Origin of the sequence: Acinetobacter sp. RRD8, from assembly GCF_031844225.1 — a bacterium.
Lineage (GTDB): Bacteria > Pseudomonadota > Gammaproteobacteria > Pseudomonadales > Moraxellaceae > Acinetobacter.
Genome location: NZ_JAUZUU010000001.1, coordinates 24,905 through 40,023, shown reverse-complemented (window position 1 = coordinate 40,023; position 15,119 = coordinate 24,905). Strand labels below are relative to the sequence as shown.

17 protein-coding genes are annotated in these 15,119 nt (G+C 41.9%); 7 read left to right on the top strand and 10 right to left on the bottom strand.

The genetic code is table 11. The features are described 5' to 3' along the window. Positions 1-14: 14 nt before the first annotated feature. The 6 genes from hscB to Q9R24_RS00195 form a co-directional block, all read right to left on the bottom strand. A complete protein-coding gene (hscB, locus tag Q9R24_RS00220) occupies positions 15-530 on the bottom strand; it encodes a Fe-S protein assembly co-chaperone HscB (RefSeq protein ID WP_005107161.1) in 516 nt (171 codons plus the stop codon). Between the two features lie 103 nt (positions 531-633). Continuing rightward, positions 634-954: an iron-sulfur cluster assembly protein IscA gene (iscA, locus tag Q9R24_RS00215; RefSeq protein WP_005107159.1), complete on the bottom strand. Its 321-nt coding sequence runs from the start codon at positions 952-954 to the stop codon at positions 634-636. A gap of 34 nt (positions 955-988) precedes the next feature. Further along, the gene (gene iscU, locus Q9R24_RS00210) at positions 989-1,375 is read right to left on the bottom strand and encodes a Fe-S cluster assembly scaffold IscU (RefSeq protein WP_004279815.1); all 387 of its coding nucleotides are present in this window, start codon (positions 1,373-1,375) and stop codon (positions 989-991) included. A 104-nt stretch (positions 1,376-1,479) separates the two neighbouring features. Further along, complete coding sequence (locus tag Q9R24_RS00205; RefSeq protein ID WP_004279813.1) at positions 1,480-2,697, bottom strand: IscS subfamily cysteine desulfurase; 1,218 nt, start codon at positions 2,695-2,697, stop codon at positions 1,480-1,482. Position 2,698: 1 nt separating this feature from the next. Further along, on the bottom strand, positions 2,699-3,172 hold the full coding sequence (locus Q9R24_RS00200) for an Rrf2 family transcriptional regulator (protein WP_004279811.1): 474 nt from the start codon (positions 3,170-3,172) through the stop codon (positions 2,699-2,701). A gap of 112 nt (positions 3,173-3,284) precedes the next feature. Beyond that, positions 3,285-3,935 carry a hypothetical protein gene (locus Q9R24_RS00195; RefSeq protein ID WP_219309521.1) on the bottom strand — a complete coding sequence of 217 codons (651 nt, stop codon included), beginning with the start codon at positions 3,933-3,935 and terminating at the stop codon, positions 3,285-3,287. Positions 3,936-4,138: 203 nt separating this feature from the next. Between Q9R24_RS00195 and Q9R24_RS00190 the strand changes: the two genes are divergently transcribed. The 3 genes from Q9R24_RS00190 to Q9R24_RS00180 all read left to right on the top strand — a co-directional run bounded on the left by Q9R24_RS00190 (position 4,139) and on the right by Q9R24_RS00180 (position 7,043). Further along, on the top strand, positions 4,139-4,612 hold the full coding sequence (locus Q9R24_RS00190; RefSeq protein ID WP_114540741.1) for a phasin family protein: 474 nt from the start codon (positions 4,139-4,141) through the stop codon (positions 4,610-4,612). A 162-nt stretch (positions 4,613-4,774) separates the two neighbouring features. Next, positions 4,775-5,047: an HU family DNA-binding protein gene (locus tag Q9R24_RS00185; RefSeq protein ID WP_004279807.1), complete on the top strand. Its 273-nt coding sequence runs from the start codon at positions 4,775-4,777 to the stop codon at positions 5,045-5,047. 130 nt (positions 5,048-5,177) lie between these two features. Then, positions 5,178-7,043, top strand: a complete 1,866-nt coding sequence (locus tag Q9R24_RS00180; protein WP_311203451.1) for a SurA N-terminal domain-containing protein — start codon at positions 5,178-5,180, stop codon at positions 7,041-7,043. 61 nt (positions 7,044-7,104) lie between these two features. On the opposite strand, the gene Q9R24_RS00175 is transcribed toward Q9R24_RS00180, so the two are convergent. Next, the gene (locus Q9R24_RS00175) at positions 7,105-7,974 is read right to left on the bottom strand and encodes a DUF2797 domain-containing protein (protein ID WP_311203450.1); all 870 of its coding nucleotides are present in this window, start codon (positions 7,972-7,974) and stop codon (positions 7,105-7,107) included. A 34-nt stretch (positions 7,975-8,008) separates the two neighbouring features. On the opposite strand from Q9R24_RS00175, the gene Q9R24_RS00170 reads away from it, so the two are divergent. After that, entirely contained in the window at positions 8,009-8,479 is a 471-nt protein-coding gene (locus tag Q9R24_RS00170; protein ID WP_311203449.1) for a DUF6231 family protein, read from the top strand. Between the two features lie 105 nt (positions 8,480-8,584). Then, positions 8,585-9,256, top strand: coding sequence for a YidB family protein (locus Q9R24_RS00165; protein WP_311203448.1), 672 nt, complete (start codon positions 8,585-8,587; stop codon positions 9,254-9,256). 65 nt (positions 9,257-9,321) lie between these two features. On the opposite strand, the gene Q9R24_RS00160 is transcribed toward Q9R24_RS00165, so the two are convergent. The 3 genes from Q9R24_RS00160 to Q9R24_RS00150 are packed head-to-tail and all read right to left on the bottom strand — an operon-like array spanning position 9,322 to position 11,283. Then, positions 9,322-9,936, bottom strand: a complete 615-nt coding sequence (locus Q9R24_RS00160) for an OB-fold-containig protein (protein WP_004279798.1) — start codon at positions 9,934-9,936, stop codon at positions 9,322-9,324. A gap of 19 nt (positions 9,937-9,955) precedes the next feature. Next, positions 9,956-10,264 (bottom strand): Rieske (2Fe-2S) protein, encoded by a 309-nt coding sequence (locus tag Q9R24_RS00155; RefSeq protein ID WP_004279797.1) that lies wholly within the window; start codon positions 10,262-10,264, stop codon positions 9,956-9,958. A 14-nt stretch (positions 10,265-10,278) separates the two neighbouring features. Continuing rightward, positions 10,279-11,283, bottom strand: coding sequence for an adenosine kinase (locus tag Q9R24_RS00150; RefSeq protein ID WP_004646774.1), 1,005 nt, complete (start codon positions 11,281-11,283; stop codon positions 10,279-10,281). A gap of 276 nt (positions 11,284-11,559) precedes the next feature. On the opposite strand from Q9R24_RS00150, the gene Q9R24_RS00145 reads away from it, so the two are divergent. Beyond that, entirely contained in the window at positions 11,560-12,012 is a 453-nt protein-coding gene (locus tag Q9R24_RS00145) for a GNAT family N-acetyltransferase (RefSeq protein ID WP_004646775.1), read from the top strand. 165 nt (positions 12,013-12,177) lie between these two features. Further along, positions 12,178-15,117: an insulinase family protein gene (locus Q9R24_RS00140; RefSeq protein WP_311203447.1), complete on the top strand. Its 2,940-nt coding sequence runs from the start codon at positions 12,178-12,180 to the stop codon at positions 15,115-15,117. The last annotated feature ends 2 nt before the right edge of the window (positions 15,118-15,119 follow it).

Sequence of the window (15,119 nt, the reverse complement as noted above, 5' to 3'; positions counted from 1 at the left end):
TTAAATATTAAAAATTAGAAATCATCATCAAGATCAAAGCTGTCATCGTCAAGGAAGCGGTCTTCCGCTTTGTCGATATCGGCCATGACTTTAACGAAGAAGCGTAGTTTGCGCACTGTATCGCGTGCTTCGGCCCAGTCTTCATCCGCATAATCAATTTTGAACTCGCGAACCAAGCCTTCAATCCATTGCTGGACTTCGACTTTCAGTGAAGTTAAATCTTCAGCAGAAGTTGCATCGTCAAGTTGTTCACGAATTTCCAGAGCGTCCTGCAAGAATTCAAAATCACTGATCGACTGATCTAAGTGATAATCCTGTTTCTTGAGAGACAGTAAATACGCTGCACGGCTATCGACCGCTGACAAGGCTTTAAATGCCTGATTGATATCACTTGATTTAATCAGAGCTTGATCTTTGTCTTCAGCTTTATCTGGGTGATATTGTTGCTGCAACTTTAAAAATTCAGTCTTTAAAGCCGCCAAATCAATATCGAGTGCTACAGGAAGGTTGAACAACTCAAAATGATTCATGGGAGATGGGATCCGCGATTAATGAGCAAAAATAACTGTATAAATGCAATTAAAACAGTGTGAAACACACTGTTTTAATGTCAAAAGAGAATAACTGCCGGGTTTATACAGTGAAGGATTCACCACAACCGCATTCGCCTTTTTTGTTGGGGTTGTTAAATTCGAAGCCTTCGTTCAAGCCGTTTTTAACATAGTCCATCTCCATACCTTCAAGATAAACCAGACTTTTCGGGTCAACGAATACTTTAACCCCAAACTGTTCAAAGGCTTGGTCATGTGCATCGACTTCATCGACGAACTCGAGCACATAGGCCAGACCAGAACAGCCTGAAGTTTTCACACCAACGCGAATGCCTTCACCCTTACCGCGATTTTTTAAATAATTGCTGATATGAGTTGCAGCATTTTCAGTTAAATGGATCATGAAAACTCCGTTAAAATTTCAAAACGTGGAACAATTAAGCTTTAACTTTCTTGCTACGGTAGTCTTCTACAGCTGCTTTGATTGCATCTTCAGCAAGAACAGAACAGTGTACTTTTACTGGTGGAAGTGCAAGTTCAGTCGCAATATCAATGTTCTTGATCGCTTGGGCTTGATCCAAAGTTTTACCTTTGAGCCATTCGGTCACAAGTGAACTTGATGCAATGGCAGAACCACAACCATAAGTTTTGAAACGTGCTTCTTCAATCACGCCTTCATCGTTTACCTGAATCTGTAAACGCATCACGTCACCACATGCTGGCGCACCAACCATACCAGTACCAACGTTTTCAGCATTTTTGTCTAAAACGCCAACATTACGAGGGTTTTCGTAATGATCAATTACTTTTTCGCTATAAGCCATGTTGCTTCTCCAAACCTCGGGGTCAGCCTTAGTATTAAATATGGGGGTAAAAAAACTTTTCTCAATGAGATAGCAACGGATTTGTCACTATCTCATCATGAAAATTAGTGCTCAGCCCACTCAACTTTAGAAAGGTCAATACCTTCCTTATACATATCCCAAAGCGGAGAAAGTTCACGTAACTTCTCAACAGCAGCTTTAGTGATAGTCAATACGTGATCGATATCTTCTTCAGTGGTGTATTTACCAAAGCTGAAGCGAATCGAACTGTGTGCAAGTTCGTCTGAAAGACCCAATGCACGAAGTACATAAGATGGTTCAAGTGTTGCAGATGTACATGCCGAACCTGAAGATACCGCAGCATCTTTCAATGCCATCATCAATGATTCGCCTTCAACGAAGTTGAAGCTAATATTCAGGTAGTTCGCTACGTTTTGTGTTGGATGGCCGTTCAGGAACACTTGTTCAAGACCTTGTAAACCATTCCACAGCTTGTCGCGAAGTACACGTAAACGAGTCTGTTCAGCTTCCAGGTTTTTGCCTGCAAGTTCAAAGGCTTCACCCATACCTACAATCTGGTGAGTCGCAAGGGTACCTGAACGCATACCACGTTCGTGGCCGCCACCATGCATTTCAGCTTTAAGGCGTACACGTGGGCTACGACGTACAAACAGTGCGCCAATACCTTTAGGGCCATAGATCTTGTGCGCAGAGAAACTCATCAAGTCTACTTTTAAAGTTGAAAGATCAATTTCAACTTTACCTGCCGCCTGAGCTGCATCTACATGGAAGAAAATCTTGTTGGCGCGAGTGATTTCACCAATCGCTGCAACATCAGTCACAGTACCGATTTCATTGTTCACCATCATCAGGGAAACAAGAATCGTATCTGGACGGATCGCTGCCTGTACCATTTCTGGAGTAATTAAACCGGTTTGAGGTTGAGGCTCAATATAGGTAATTTCAAAACCTTCAGACTCAAGCTCACGACAGGTATCTAAAACTGCCTTATGTTCGATTTTAGAGGTAACGATATGTTTACCTTTAGATGCATAGAAATGAGCTACACCTTTAAGCGCAAGGTTGTCTGACTCGGTCGCACCCGAAGTCCATACGATTTCACGTGGATCAGCTTTAATTAAATTCGCAACTTGTTCACGTGCATATTCAACTTTTTCTTCTGCTTGCCAACCATACGCGTGTGAACGAGATGCCGCATTACCAAAGGTACCATCGAATGTTAAGCATTCCATCATACGTTCAGCAACCTGAGGATCTACAGGAGTTGTAGCTGCATAATCAAGATAAATCGGACGTTTCATGTCAAATACCTGTAACCGATAAAAGGGCTGAATCTAAAGGTGCTGATTTTTGGCGTAATGACACAGTCTGGACGTTGTCACGTGCAACCAGATCAGCAAGCGAGATTTTTTCTAAATAATCGGCGATGTGATGGGAGAGTTCCTGCCATAAATCATGAGTCAAGCACATCGCACCATTCTGGCAGTTGCCTTTATGGTCACAGCGAGTCGCATCAACTGTTTCGTTTACAGCTTCAATAATTGCTAACACAGTAATTTCATCTGCATTACGTGCTAAATGGTAACCACCATTTGCGCCACGAACACTAGAAACTAAACCATGACGCTTGAGCTTCGCAAATAACTGCTCAAGATAAGCAACAGAAATAGTTTGACGTGCTGCAATTTCAGCGAGCGTTATCGTTTTTTCAGAAGGCTGCAAAGCTAGATCAAGTAGAGCAGTCACAGCGTAGCGACCGCGAGTGGTTAGGCGCATGATTCGATACACATGGTTAGACTAGATGTGTAGATTTTATGAATCCCGACTAAATTAGTCAAGTTATTTTTAGTAGACCTTAGTGGGATTTAATTTTTGGAGAATGAAAGATTTACATGCTCAGCCAATTATACACTAATAACGTAATCAAAAGTACGCTGCTCAAGCCAAAAATGATGTTAATGCGCTTTTGACGGCGTTCAATCCGTTTCAGGCGGTTTTTATACTGTTTGACTTCCACTTGCAGGGTATTGATCTTGGAACGCTGCTCTTCAATTTTCTTTAGAAGCGGCGCAATACGCTTTTTAGAGGCAATAATTTCCGCTTCATCCGTCGGCGCATCAGACAGCCAGTGTTTCCAGTCGGCTAATACTTTAGGCAAACTGAATACGGTTAACAGATCACGAAACTCATCTTTTAAAACCTGATGACCATCAATACGCATGCTACGAATGCTACGACGATTGCCAAAAATGAAAATTTTAATCAGATCGGGAAGTGTAGTGCGCACATCCAGGTCGACAATGCGGCCCGGTGCTTTATGGTCAAACAATAGTCCATTGGGGGTGAATTGCACATAAAAGTCGAAATACGGAATATAGCTATTGATTTTAATCGAGATGTTTTTATCTACAAACTTTTTGGCCTGTAATGCAACGACACGATCATGCTTGAGAATGAAGGTAAATATTGTCTCTAAAACAATTAACGTCATCGTAAGCAACAAATGCGGTTGATTTTGACTTTGTTGCGATTCGCTCATATACAACCAATCCTTACCTGAAATATAAAGTGAAAAAGCTTCCTGCTTGTGAAGAGATTTCAGGGTTAAATCAAATTAGACTTGAAATAAATTGCTTTGTAGAACAGTTTATCAAATCTATCAAGTACTAAATTTGCTATTATGCAGTGGTTTTGTAGAATAATTTATAATAATTGCGCAGAAAACAAACAGGAGCCGTGCACATGGACAAGTCAAAAACAGCACAAGACTCAGCTGAAGCTTCGAATGAGAAAATGCTGAAACCCAAGTCTAAATCTGCCTCGGAGCGCAAATCGGTTCTTGATTTTCGTAAATACACCAAACAGATCTGGTTGGCTGGACTCGGGGCATTTTCACGTGCAGAAGAAGAAGGCAATAAACTGTTTGACTCGCTGGTCAAGGTCGGGGAAGAACTTGAATCTAAAACTGCAGATATTGCCGATCAAACTGTAGAGAAGGTTTCGGAAAAAGCCAAAGAGTCGGTCACAGACACCAAAGACAAAGTGGAAAAATTAATCGACAACTCTGTTCATCACTCATTGAATCGTATAGGATTAGTCACACTGAAGGATGTACAGTATTTGGAACGTTTAATTCTCCAGTTGCATGCCAAGGTTGATCAGTTGACTGCGGAACAAGAAAAAATGAAAGAAGAATTGTCGAAAAAACTTAAATAAAATGACTTTATTTATTATTCAATGTTTTTTTCGCATATTTTTTGAAAAAAAAGAGGTTCTTAAGTATTGCGTTTATACCTAAAGCATTGCTATAAAGGCGTTATGGCATGTTAAACCAATTCTTGAACCTTAAATAAACGATATTAAGAGGACGTAATCTTCATGAATAAATCAGAATTAATTGATGCAATTGCAGAAAAAGGGGGATTATCTAAGGCTGACGCAGGTAAAGCTTTAGATGCTACAATTGCTTCTGTTACTGAAGCTTTAAAATCGGGTGATACAGTAACTTTAGTGGGTTTTGGTACTTTCGGTGTGAAAGAACGCGCTGCACGTACTGGCCGTAATCCACAAACTGGTGCTACTCTTGAGATCAAAGCAAGCAAAGTACCTAGCTTCAAAGCAGGTAAAGGCTTAAAAGACGCTGTAGCTTAAGCTTACCCAGCGACGAAACGCGCCTTCTTTGGCGCGTTTTTTATTGATAAATTTAATTGTGATGATTAACACATTCATTCAATGGGTATTTTCGGTTAAAATCCTTTGCAAATAAAATATTGGAATACTTATGGAAGCTTTTCGTAAAGTTATTAAGGGTTGGTTGGGCAAAGTCTTGCTCGTTCTGTTTTTGACCCCGTTAGCACTTGTAGGTATTGAAGGATATTTTAGCAGTGGAAACTCTGATGCAGCAAAATCAGTGAACGGGACTGAAATATCTCAAAAAGAATTAGAGTCACTGACCAAATCATTTAAAGAACAATATCTCAGTTATGCCAATGGGGATGAAACTTTACTGAATCAAAGCTTCATTGACCAGAAAGCCATGGATACGCTGGTTGCACGTACTTTATTGCTGCAACAGGCTGAAGAATTAGGGATCAGTCTGAGTGACCAGCAAATTGAACAGATGATTGCTCAGCAGCCTACTTTTCAGCAAGATGGAAAGTTCTCGAATGCTTTATATGAAAATTATCTAAAATCAATTGGCATGACTAATCGCGCTTTGATCGAAAGTTTACGTAAAGATCATGCGCTGAAGATGCTGTCATCGACTTTTCTGGATTATCCATTGGTAAGCTCAGTCGAAATGCAGCAGATTGCTGATTTACAAACTGAACAACGTCATATTCATATTTCTAGCATTAATCTGGACAGCTATAAAAAAGATGTCAAAGTGACGGATGCAGACATTGCTGCCTATTATGAAAAGCACAAAACACTGTTTAAACAGCCGACCAGTGTAGATGTCGACTATGTGGTGTTAAAGCCAAGCGATATTCAGGTGGAGAGTTTAGCGGTTACAGAGGCTGAGCTTCAGGAAGCCTATACCGCCTTTGTTGCAACACAAAAACAGACAGTTAAACCAGATGTGAAGCATATTTTAATTACGGCGGACAGTCGTAGTGATGCTGAAGCAAAAAAACTGGCGACCGATATTGCAGCCAAAATTAAAGCCGGTACTACTTTTGCTCAGGCAGCAGCACAATATTCTGAAGACCCTGAATCTAAGTCTAAAGGTGGCGCGCTTGCCGTTTATGAAGAAGGTGTATTTGGTACTGCATTTGATCAGACGGTTAGTTCTTTAAAATCGGGTCAGGTGTCTGCACCAGTGAAAACAGATTATGGTTACCACATCATTTCTGTGCAAACGCCAGATGTTGCAGTTCCTTCTTTTGAATCACAAAAAGCACGTTTGTCTGAAGAAGCCTTGGCTGCTAAAAAATCCAATGTATTCTCTGATACGGTCAATACGCTAAATGATATGGTGGTAGGAAGTGATTCTCTGGATGTCGTTACACAGGAAGTTAAAGGTGTACAAGTCCAGAAAGCCCAAGGTGTAACACTTTCGACCCGTGATCCTGTGCTGAGCGATGCTAACCTCAAAGTCAAATTGTTTAATGACGATGTTAAAAATGGTGATCGTAATGCTTCATCAAGCATTCAGTTAGCCAATGGTGATGTAGCCTGGATAAAGGTGCGTAATTATCATGCAGCCGGCGAACAAACACTGGCAGAAGCAAAACCGCGTGTTAAGGCTCAGCTGATTGAAGACAAAGCAGCTGCTTTGGCAAAAGCAAAAATTCAGAAAGCTTTGGATGAGTTCAAAACCAAACCGGTTGCAGCAGTGGCGAAAGGTGATTTGATCTTTGAAGATGCTGGTGTTTACACACGTGCTGAAGGTTTACTAAAACGTGATGTACAGCGTGCGGCTTTTAGTCTTCCGACACCAAAAGCAGGCCATTGGTCAGTGACGACAGCGAAAATGCCAAATGAGCTGGTTGTGGTTGCGGTATCAGAAGTAAAGAAAAATCCGGTGGATGTATTGAGTGTAGAACAACGCAGTGAGTTGATGAAGTTATATCAACAACTTCGTGGTCAGCAAGAATTTGATGACTATACGCGTTACTTGAAATCTCAGGCAAAAATCAAATAAAATTGTTGTATAAAAAACCAGCCTGCGGGCTGGTTTTTTTATGCTCTAAGCAAATAATGGATTAAGCACGAATAATCAGTTCATAACCAGTATATTTGCGCATATTAATTACGCCAGTATCCAGAATTAAGTACTGCCCCTTGATGCCTTGTAACTTGCCACGAATTAAGGGAGTTTTATCAAGATTATGCGATTTAATCTTTTCTGGATATTGTTCTACCGGATAAATAAATTCGCGTGCCAATTCTTGGTCCAGTACTTCAATATTTTCATTAAATTCTAGATTCTGATTAAATTCTTCACGAATGCTTTGAATTTTAGGCGCAAATTCTTCTAACAGTTGTTCACGCACTTCAATCAGATTGAGGGGTTCTGCTTCACCTTTGAGTAGCTTGCGCCAATCAGTTTTATCAGCAACCTGAGTACTAAACATGAATTCGAGTTTTCCGGAAAGACGACGTGAGCCAACTTTCATAATCGGCAGGGCTTGGGTCGCACCCTGATCAAGCCAGCGAGTCGGCATTTGGCTGGTACGGGTAATTCCGACCTTTAAAGCACTAGAATTGGCCAAATAGACAATATGTGGCTGAAAGCAGACATTCTGTGCAAACTCATCTTCGCGGCAAGTGCCTAAATGATAATGGCATGTCTCTGGCTTCATGATGCACATATCACATGAAGCATTGGTTTTAAAACATTTAAAACAGTGACCTTGCGAAAATGATTTGGAAGTTTTGTTGCCACAAGACACGCAGTAAATATTACCGGTCCATTCAATCTCGATTTCTTGGCCTAAATTAAACGGAAGATCAATTTCTGCACGATCTAAAATTAATTTATATTCAACATTTGCCCGCTGTATCTGTTGATCAGTTACACTAAGGTCCTTGAGGCCGACGTGCATTTTATGACAAATGCCCTGAAGTTCCATAAAAATTACTCACTTAAATCATAAGGATGCAGTTATGGCTGAGCAGAATGTCATTACTTCAATGCTAGACGATTTCGCACAGGAACAGCCAATTCATACTGCTATTTGTATTGGGCAGGACTTGAGCCAAGTCCAGTTTCAGCCAGCTATTCAATGGTCCTATTTTAGCGTATCTGACTTTTTAAATCTGCCTTTTCAGCAACGTTATGACTTGGCTGTAGTGATGCTGGATACTGCAGAAACAGAACATTTGTCTGAACAGATCATGAGTCAAATTCTGGTGAAATTACGTGATTTGTTTGCCAAACGGCTAGTGGTGATCAGCCGGCTGCAAAATGAAAAGTTATTGAGAGCTTTAGGATTTACCCAGCTGATTGACAAGACCACACATAAGGCCGATTTTGCGCTGTGGCAGTTTAATATTTTAACCTATAAGCACGTGCCAGACTGGTTTAACTCCAAATTTTGGGCTAATCCGGAAAACTGGGATAAATTTCGCTGGTAAGCCGAAAACCTGCTTAACCAAGATTGCAAATATTAACACAATCTTGCCTAGACAATATGAGGGCAGGCCGTATTCTGTAATTAAGATGCACATAGGATATAGGACATGACAAACCTGAGTAGTATTGTGGAAATATTAGCAAAGCAGGCATTGGGTGGCGGGCAGTCGCAGCAAAAGTCCTCACAACAAGGTGGCTTGGCAGATATCCTGGGGTCTGTGCTAGGGCATTTAAACCAGTCAAATCCTCAGCAAAATCAAAATCCTCAAAACCAGCAGAATCAAACCGGTCAGCAGAACCGACAAAATGGTCTGGGGGCAATTTTAGGTTCAGTACTAAGTCAGTTCGGTGGTAGTGGTACTCAAGGTACTGCTCAGCCTCGTTCAGGATTGGGTGGTTCTACTGGTAAAACCTTATTGATTGCAGTACTGCCTTTAGTGCTGGCCTGGATTCAAAAACAGGGCGGTTTACAGGGTGCGTTGGACAAGCTAAAAGGACAGGGGCTCAATAGCCAGGTCGATGATTGGGTGTCGACCGGCCCCGGTGAAAATGCCAATGTCGATCCGCAGCAGGTGCAAAACCTGTTTGATGATCAGGAAGTTGAAGCAGTTGCACAACAAACCCATGCACCGAAGCAGGATGTGTATAGTGCGATTTCACAGGTCTTGCCGCAGATTATTGATTCGCTTACTCCACAAGGTGAGCAAACCAGCAAGCAGGAAGCCAATAATGATATTCAAAATGTATTGAATATGGTTTCAGGACTTCTTAAAAAATAAATATAGACATTAAAAAATCCCGATATCTGTCGGGATTTTTTAATAACTATCAAATGATTTAGAATTTAATCTAGATTCATGCTGAACAGCTGATTAGATTTACAAATTTTCTTGGCAACATAATGAGATTTTCTCATGCGAATCAGGATAATCTGCGACTGAAAACCGAGTTCACCAAACTCAGGTTCTACCTGTACATAATGTAGTTGCCCATACTCATCTCGCACCCGCGCTTGAGCAGAAAAACCGGGTCGGGCATTGCCACTGGAAATTGTCGCCAAACGGCCAAGTAAATTGACATTGTTCTTTTTATATTTAGGTGGAATGACCTGATCCAGACAGTGAATCATAAAAATAGTAAAAAAAGTCGCAATGATTAAAGCCGGAATAATCAGGTAATAAGCAGGCAGAAATTTAAATTCCTGAGAATAGATCAGGAACTGTAAAACATAGCCGGCAAAACTAAAATTCATCAGGAAGAAAAACACAATCAAGGTTTTGGAGAATTTGACGTTTAGTAGATCCATCTGCTGAAAGTCATAAGGTGAAATTTTTTGCAGAAACTTGCTGGGTCTGAGTCCAAAATAGAAACCAATGGTTTTCACCACACCGAACAGAATAATCGCCAATAAACTCAGATGAAAAGGCATCAGGTTATAGTCTAGAAAAAATGCAGGCATGGTGAAGTCCGTTTTAGTCTTATTCTGAGAGGTAAATTCCACCATCAGAATGCACGGTAATCTCTACTTTTTCAAGTGCTTGACCTTGGCAAGGCCCAGAAATGCATTCACCGCTTTCTACCAGAAACAAGGCGCCATGCGTGGAGCATTCAATAAATTCCTGATCGCGATCCAGAAACTGGTTTTCCAGAAATTCCAGTTCGACCTGCAAATGCGGACACAAGTTTTGATAGGCATAGAAGGCACCGTCACGCTGTGTGATAAAGATATTATCTCCATCGGGAAGCTCAAAAGAGCGTGCTTCGCGTTCTGGAACGTCTTCGGTCATGCAAATTTTAAACATTAAGCACATTCCTTTTGAAAGTCTTGTAATAATGCCGCATAGTCTTCAACTGCCAGGCGTGGACCAAATTGTGAAACCACCTGGCTCGAAATGAGAATCGCCAGTTCAGCCGCAGCTTGAAGACCCAAATTAGCATTCAATCCGTACAGGAAAGCCCCGGCAAAAGCATCACCGGCACCGTTGGCATCTACTGCAGGCACTTTACGGCCAGGAACAGTAAATGTATTTTGATAATCCGAAATCAGTGCGCCTTCAGCTGACAATGTAATGACAACGTGCTGACTGATTGTTTTTAATTTAAGCAGGGCTGCCTCAAGATTATCTGTTTCTGTATACATCAGCGCTTCTTGCTGGTTACATAACAGCAAGTCTACACCATCTGCAATCATTTCATCCAAACCGGCACGCGCGTATTGCACCATGGCAGGATCAGATAAAGTTAGGGCAATTTTAACGCCATTGGCACGGGCAATATCACGTGCTTGTTGTACCGCATGACGTGCTGTGTCAGAAGTTGATAAATAACCTTCGAGATATAGCCATTTCGCGCTATTTAGTGCGCTGAAATCAATTTGTTGATCAGTCAGTTCGGCCGTAATACCCAGATAGGTATGCATGGTACGTTCAGAATCAGGGCTGACCAGAACCATACATGTCCCTGTTACGCCTTCACTGATCGATTGGGTGGTGGTCTTAATACCTGCATCATTCAAACCCTTCAGGTAGATGTGCCCCAGTTCGTCATTTCCGACACGACAGCCATAAAATGCAGAACCACCGAGCGCAGAAAATGCCACGGTAGTGTTGGCTGCTGAACCGCCTGAAGCCTGACCCTTATACACTTGAGTCGCTTGAAGATTTTGATAAAGAGTGGCCTGAGTCTCACCATCTGCAAGTTGCATGGTGCCTTTTTGCAAGTGATGTGCAGTTAAAAAGTCATCAGAAACTTTAAATTCTTGGTCAATCAGCGCATTACCAATCGCAAAAAGATCAACAGTTGCCATGTTCAAATATCACATTAAAAATGAAAGTCCTAAGTTTACACGATTGCTTGGGATTGCTGTAGTTTGCTGAATCATTTTCAAATATTTTTCAAAAATGCTGTATTTTGTTCAGCAGCTATCTTTGGTCTAAAAACTGACTTATTTTTGTGCACTGGTGTGCTGCAGCATTGATTTAAGGATCACATTTTATTTATAAAGAGATATCGCTCCTGGCATGATACTTTAAGTCGCTTGGCAACAGTCATTCTTCACAACAATTTCAAATAGTGTGCGTATATGAATATTAAAATTGTAACAGCCGAACAACTCCCGGATCAGATCGAAACACTGGCAACTCTGGCACGTAAAGAAGGCTATAATTTGGTAGATAAGTTAATAGAAGAATATCGCACCGGGAAAAACTGCTTTAGCCACGCCAATGAATATTTGGTGGTGGCGCATGATGGCAAGAAACTGGTTGGCTGTGGTGGCTTAAACCAGCAATGGGGAGATAACGGCATTGAAGACCGCATTGGTCGTGTACGCCGTTTTTATGTGCATCCGAAATATCGTCAGCATGGCGTAGGCAAACAGCTTTTGGCTTACCTAGAGCAATTGGCACGTCCGCATTATTCGGCTTTATGCTTACAAACAGATACCCGACTGGCCGCCAGTTTTTATCAAAAGCAGAATTATGTATTTGTAGAAAATAATCCAAGCTATAACTATTTTAAATACCTGATTTCTTAAGCTTGTAAATACTTATCTAGATGCAGGAAGTAAATTTGATGATTTAATTTTCAAATGATCAAGTTTACTTAATTCGATCAAAATCCTCGGTTTTCAACGTGAATAATTTAGATAACTAAAGCTATAATGCGCTTAGTTATTTTAATTAAAGCATTAGGAGATCGCATGACTGTAGATGTCACTGAAACCATTTCTCAAACTGTACATCCTGCGTTTCAGTTGGTACGTCAACAACATGTTGAAGCTTTAGACATTTTCGTGTCTGAATATAAACATAAAGTGACTGGCGCCACACATTATCATCTGGCGACCAATCACGACGAAAATGTCTTTCTGGTGGCGTTTCGTACCCAGCCGATGGATTCTAAAGGCGAAGCACATATTCTGGAACATACTGCGCTGTGTGGTTCAGAAAAATTCCCGGTGCGTGATCCATTCTTCCTGATGATTCGCCGTTCACTGAATACTTTCATGAATGCCTTTACTGCGGCTGACTGGACTGCGTATCCATTTGCGACCCAAAATAGTAAAGATTTCCAGAACCTGCTCGAAGTGTATATGGATGCAGCATTTGCTGCGAACCTGAATCCATTGGATTTTGCCCAGGAAGGCATTCGCATTGAGCTGGAAAATGGCGAGCCTGTCTATAAAGGCGTAGTTTTTAATGAAATGAAAGGTGCGATGAGTTCGCCTTCAGACCAGCTGTATCACACGCTGGCGCATCATTTATATCCGCATACCATCTATCATTATAATTCTGGTGGGGATCCTAAAGATATTCCTGATCTGACTTACCAGGAGTTAGTTGATTTCTATAAGTCACATTACCATCCAAGTAATGCAGTCTTCATGACCTTTGGCAATAAAACAGCATTCGAACTGCAAGAGCAGTTTGAAAATCTGGCATTGTCCAAATTTGAAAAAGGTCAGACGCTGTATCCAACACCTGAAACCCGTTTGACTGCACCATTGACGGTGACAGACAGCTATGCTGTTGATGCTGAAGACCTGCAGGACAAGACCTATCATGTGCTGTCATGGTTATTGCCAGAAGCCAGTGACATTAAACTGCGTTTAGGTATGCGTTTAGTTGAAGGTATCTTGTTAGAAGATTCAGCATCACCACTGCGTCATTATTTGGAAACTTGTGGTTATGCAGATGCAACAGGTCCATTCATGGGCGTGGATGATTCTAACTTTGAAATGACTTTCTACTGTGCGGTGCAGGGTTCAAATCCTGAACATGCAGAAGAATTTAAAAATGGTGTGTTTAAGGTTCTGGAAGAAGTTGCCTCTAAACCGGTTGATCAGAACATGGTCGATGCGATCCTGCATCAAATCGAATTGCATCAGCGTGAAATCAATGGTGATGGTACGCCGTATGGTTTAAGCCTGATTCTGAGCGGTCTGGGCAGCGCGATTCATCATCGTGATCCGGTCGAAGTTTGGGATGTGGACTCTGCCATTGCTGCAGTCAAAGAAGAACTGCAAGATCCAATGTGGTTATCCAATCTGATCAAAGAGCATTTGCTGGATAATCCACATCGTGTCCAACTGACGCTGGTTCCGGATGCGACCAAATCTGCCAAAGAAGCGGCTGATGAAAAAGCGCGTCTGACTGAAATTGGCAAGAATTTAACTGAAGAGCAGAAAGCGGAAATTATTGCCCAGACTGAAGCATTGAATATTCGTCAGGACACGCCGGATGACTTGAACTTATTGCCGAAAGTCGGTCTGGAAGATGTTCCTGCGGAATTACAGATTGTGCAAGGTCAGTTACGCGAGATTATCTGTAACCGTGTTGATACGCCGTTGAACCTGTATCATGCCGGTACTAATGGTATTTATTACCAACAGGTTCTGGTTAATATTCCGGATGAAGTGGTGCAGTCGCCTTACTTTAACCTGCTTTCAATCCTGATGGGTGAGGTGGGTGCGGGTGAATATGATTATCTTGAGTTCCAGCAACTGCAAACAGCGGTAAGTGGCGGTCTGGGTATGGGCGCATCTTTGCGTTCTAAAGTCGATGACAAAAACAAGATTACTGCCTGGTTGACGCTAACGACCAAATCTTTGGTGAATCATCTCGATGCGATCCGTCTGTTAAAGATTGGTTTTGAACAGCTTCGTTTTGATGAAAAAGACCGTATTATCGAGCTGTTACAACAGCGTAAAACGCGCTGGCAGTCACGTATTTCCGGTTCTGGACATAGCTATGCAATGCAAACGGCTTCACGCCAGCATAGTGCATTGGCTTTGCGTGATTATCACAATACCGGTTTGGGTGCATTGAACTGGCTGATCGAACTGGTATCTAAGATCGAAAAAGATCCGGCTGAATATGATCTTCTGATTGACGAGTTAAAACGAATTCATCGTGTTTTGTTGCAAGCGCCGAAGCAGTTCCTGTTAGTCTGTGAAGAGCCGCAGTCTGTGCATCTGATCGAAGAAATTCAGAATGTCTGGGATAAACTTGAAGTTGATTCTGCACCAGTTTCATTAACTCAAGTCGAAAAAGTAACCCATGACCAGCACGAAGCCTGGTTGATTCAAGCCAATGTCCAGTTCTGTGCGGCTGCTTATCCAGCTGTTGAAGTTTCACATCCTGATGCTGCTGCATTGATGGTACTGGCGGGTTATTTGCGTAATGGCTTCCTGCACAGTGCCATCCGTGAAAAAGGCGGTGCCTATGGTGGTGGTGCCAGCTATGACGGGAATGCCTGTTCATTCCGTTTCTACAGCTATCGTGACCCACGTCTGGCAGAAACTTTCCAGGATTTTGATGCGAGTATTCAGTGGTTACTTAATGCACCACAACAGCCACACCAGTTGGAAGAAGCCATTCTGGGTCTGATTGCCAGCATGGATAAACCGGGTTCACCGGCAGGCGAAGCCATTACTGCATGTTATTCTTACTTGCATCAACGTACGCCAGCGTTCCGTAAAAAATTACGTGAACGTTTATTGAATGTCACACTGGATGATTTGCAGCGTGTTGCACAGACCTATCTGGTCGAGCAGCAGGCGACGAAAGCCATTGTAGCGCCAGTGGCAAAACGTGAAATGCTGGAACAGCTTGGTTTTGTAATTCAACAAGTTCTATAAAT

Coding starts and splice junctions, on each gene's coding strand:
- hscB (WP_005107161.1), bottom strand. CDS start 530: ATGAATCATTTTGAGTTGTTCAACCTTCCTGTAGCACTCGATATTGAT.
- iscA (WP_005107159.1), bottom strand. CDS start 954: ATGATCCATTTAACTGAAAATGCTGCAACTCATATCAGCAATTATTTA.
- iscU (WP_004279815.1), bottom strand. CDS start 1,375: ATGGCTTATAGCGAAAAAGTAATTGATCATTACGAAAACCCTCGTAAT.
- Q9R24_RS00205 (WP_004279813.1), bottom strand. CDS start 2,697: ATGAAACGTCCGATTTATCTTGATTATGCAGCTACAACTCCTGTAGAT.
- Q9R24_RS00200 (WP_004279811.1), bottom strand. CDS start 3,172: ATGCGCCTAACCACTCGCGGTCGCTACGCTGTGACTGCTCTACTTGAT.
- Q9R24_RS00195 (WP_219309521.1), bottom strand. CDS start 3,935: ATGAGCGAATCGCAACAAAGTCAAAATCAACCGCATTTGTTGCTTACG.
- Q9R24_RS00190 (WP_114540741.1), top strand. CDS start 4,139: ATGGACAAGTCAAAAACAGCACAAGACTCAGCTGAAGCTTCGAATGAG.
- Q9R24_RS00185 (WP_004279807.1), top strand. CDS start 4,775: ATGAATAAATCAGAATTAATTGATGCAATTGCAGAAAAAGGGGGATTA.
- Q9R24_RS00180 (WP_311203451.1), top strand. CDS start 5,178: ATGGAAGCTTTTCGTAAAGTTATTAAGGGTTGGTTGGGCAAAGTCTTG.
- Q9R24_RS00175 (WP_311203450.1), bottom strand. CDS start 7,974: ATGGAACTTCAGGGCATTTGTCATAAAATGCACGTCGGCCTCAAGGAC.
- Q9R24_RS00170 (WP_311203449.1), top strand. CDS start 8,009: ATGGCTGAGCAGAATGTCATTACTTCAATGCTAGACGATTTCGCACAG.
- Q9R24_RS00165 (WP_311203448.1), top strand. CDS start 8,585: ATGACAAACCTGAGTAGTATTGTGGAAATATTAGCAAAGCAGGCATTG.
- Q9R24_RS00160 (WP_004279798.1), bottom strand. CDS start 9,936: ATGCCTGCATTTTTTCTAGACTATAACCTGATGCCTTTTCATCTGAGT.
- Q9R24_RS00155 (WP_004279797.1), bottom strand. CDS start 10,264: ATGACCGAAGACGTTCCAGAACGCGAAGCACGCTCTTTTGAGCTTCCC.
- Q9R24_RS00150 (WP_004646774.1), bottom strand. CDS start 11,283: ATGGCAACTGTTGATCTTTTTGCGATTGGTAATGCGCTGATTGACCAA.
- Q9R24_RS00145 (WP_004646775.1), top strand. CDS start 11,560: ATGAATATTAAAATTGTAACAGCCGAACAACTCCCGGATCAGATCGAA.
- Q9R24_RS00140 (WP_311203447.1), top strand. CDS start 12,178: ATGACTGTAGATGTCACTGAAACCATTTCTCAAACTGTACATCCTGCG.